The 3,169-nt window shown below is 31.7% G+C and carries 3 protein-coding genes; all 3 read left to right on the forward strand.

Annotated features, from left to right (window positions below; genetic code table 11):
• The coding region (locus AB1349_13215; GenBank protein MEW6558283.1) for a hypothetical protein at positions 1-578 on the forward strand (578 nt) is incomplete at its 5' end.
• 251 nt (positions 579-829) lie between these two features.
• Positions 830-1,780 carry a hypothetical protein gene (locus tag AB1349_13220; protein ID MEW6558284.1) on the forward strand — a complete coding sequence of 317 codons (951 nt, stop codon included), beginning with the start codon at positions 830-832 and terminating at the stop codon, positions 1,778-1,780.
• Positions 1,781-1,829: 49 nt separating this feature from the next.
• On the forward strand, positions 1,830-3,169 hold a 1,340-nt coding region (locus tag AB1349_13225; protein MEW6558285.1), incomplete at its 3' end, for a zinc dependent phospholipase C family protein.

Below are 3,169 nucleotides of genomic sequence, written 5' to 3' on the forward strand. Positions count from 1 at the left end.
AAAATACAGAAATGAAAATTAGAGATTATACGTATAATTCTGATAAGTTGAAGAACCAATATTTTGCAGATTGGTTTTTTAGTGCCAATCCAGGATTGCTTTTGGGTGCAGGATTAGATGTGAGTTTAATGAGAATTTCAAATATAAAAGTAAATACCCGGGGTAACTATTCAATTTCATATAATAATTTTCAATGGAGTACTACTCTAAAAAATTTTCCGGAAGAAGGCATAATGCCAATTAATGAATTTGTTGGAGGGTATAATAGTAAATATATTTTAGATGGTACAATAGAAGACATATCTTTTAATTTGTTGTTAAACAAAAACATTTCAAGAAATACATATTATAGCGGTATTGGATATAATTATTCGCTTATTAAATTAAATTACACAATATATATCTATCACTCAACAGAATTATTACGAGGGATATCCAAATTGGAATTCAAAACAGCCAACCCATACAATGTAATAATTGGCATTAAAATTCCCGATAATCTTGGCAACCCTATAATTATAATTGAAGGAAGATTTTTAGGCGAGACATCGTTAAGAGCCAATATAATGTTTGAATGATGGTATGAATAAACCTTTTTTTAGAACAATTCTTTTACTCATTATTATTTCAGCAATTTCATCAAAACACATTTATGGTCTTCATACGACTCCCGATAATAAATTAACACATTCGTGGATTTCTAGTCAAACATTAACGTTATCCGTTTTCACTTCGCAAGAGATAACCGATTCGGATTACAAATCATATCTTGTTCAAGGAAGCATAGATGAAGATGGTAGTTAAATTTTATAACGAAAGGGTATTTTGAATGATAAAAATATCAATTATGATTTTACTATTATTTATGTCATCAAATTTAGTATTTTCACAACCCCCTGAAACAATGCCAGTATCGCAATCAGACACAAAAACTGATAATCTATCAACACAAAATAAGAAAAAGGTAAAAATAATTTTGGGAATTGAAACAAATTATCTTTTTAATAGCAATTTGAATGCAGTTTATTTGCCAAATTGGTTATATATGTATGATGTTTCGAATGGTAATGTGGCATATGGGACAAAATATTTTGATTATGATAAAAACCAGGAACCAATTGGCGAATTTAAAAGGAGATTCAATCTGACATTATTAAGTTATTTAGAAATTGGCAGATTTTCGCCTAATGTGAAAATAGGATTTCAAAATACAGAAATGAATGTTAAAAATTATACATATAGTTCTGATACTTTGAGGATTCGATACTTCACAGATTGGTTTTTTACAGGTAATCATGGATTGCTTTTGGGTACAGGAATTGATGTGGATATAATAAAAACCTCAAAAATAAAAGTAAATACCCGAGGGAACTATTCAATTTCATATAATAATTTCCAATGGGGCATTATCCTAAAAAATTTTCCCGAAGAGGGCGTGAAGCCAATTAATGAATTTGTTGATGGGTATAATAGCAAATATACTTTGGAAGGAACAATAGAAGAAGTATCTTTAAATTTATTGTTCAACAAAAGCATTTCAAAAAAGATATATTACGGTGGCGTAGGATATAACTCATCAAAAATTAAATTAAATTACACAATATATAGTTATCAATCAACAAGGACATTGCGCGGGGTATCTAAATTGGAATTCAAGACAGCCAACCCATACAATATAATAATTGGGATAAAAATTCCTGATAAACTTGGTAATCCGACAATTATCATTGAAGGAAGAATTCTAGGTGAGACGTCATTGAATGTCAATTTAATGTTTTAGTTATATTATGAACAAACGTGCTATAAACACAATTCTTTTTGTCAGTACTATGATGACAATATCATCAAAATATGTCTATGGTCTACATACGAGTCCGAGTAGTAAATTGACACATCCATGGATTTGTGATAAAGCATTAACCCTACCCGTTTTTACCGCCACTACACAAGAAATAACTGATTCAGATTACAAATCATATCTTATTCAAGGAAGCATAGATGAAGATGGCTATTCATATCCTTATGAAGAAACACTTACACATTTTTACAATCCTGACACAGGGAAAGGGCTGTATTTTCTTTTAGTTGAATGGAAAGATGCAAAGACATGGTCAAATGAACTTCTGCCGATAGCCGCATCATATTATGCACAAGGCAGGAAAGTTGAAGCATACTGGTATTTGGGACGAATAGCGCATTTGGTGCAGGATATGAGTTCACCGGCACATGTTCTTCTCCAGGCACATACCGGCGGCGACCCTTATGAGAATTATTGCCAACAACACGGGAGATATGGTGATACATCTATCACTGGTGATCCTGATTTTATAATTCCAAATGAACCTTTTTATGGAACAAATTTTGATGATTTCATAATCAATATGTCAACAACAACAAAAAGTAAATATAAGGACTATAACACACAAAACACTTTAAGTGATAGTGATGGCAAAAGTATGGCAGAATATTTATTCCCAAAAGTTATAAGTTGGACTGGTGGGCTTTTTTGTTATATGTTGAATAACTATTTTAAACCGTCAAAAGTTACGTCACCGGATTATATTGTTCCTGTTTATTACTTCAAACAAGATTACAGCAACCGCAATGCAAATGCAGGTGATGAATATGAAGGATTAAATGCAGTGCCTTATGATGGCGTAATTGTTGATAATGACGATATGGACATGGTTTTGCCATACAAGTTTATTCTGCATAACACCAAGAATGGCGATGGTGATGACGGAAGTGATAAAAACGGCAAAGTTGATATGATAAATTTGGGTCAGGAAATAGCCGTTCAGTTTGCATTTAAGAATAGAGGGGATGATGTTAATGGTATCAGTATAACACTTAAATCATTAGAAACAATTTACGGAGAATCCGTTAACGGTGATCTCGGGCCGTATTTTTCATCGCTCAATACGAATCAGGTTGGCACAGTTGATTTGAATTTCACGCCCATAAGCATTAATAAAATTGAAGCAGTTCTTACAATCAGTTATTATGACAATAACACAAAAACAACTGTTTCACAAGACAAAACATTTTACATAGAGATAGACAATCCTTATGAGCCGAATGATGATTATAGTTCTGCATATAAAATAGAATCAAACAATGAATATTTTTCATATATTTACCCTGAATTTGATGAGGATTGGTATAAATT

The organism is Elusimicrobiota bacterium (assembly GCA_040757695.1).
In the GTDB taxonomy this organism is placed as follows: domain Bacteria; phylum Elusimicrobiota; class UBA8919; order UBA8919; family UBA8919; genus JBFLWK01.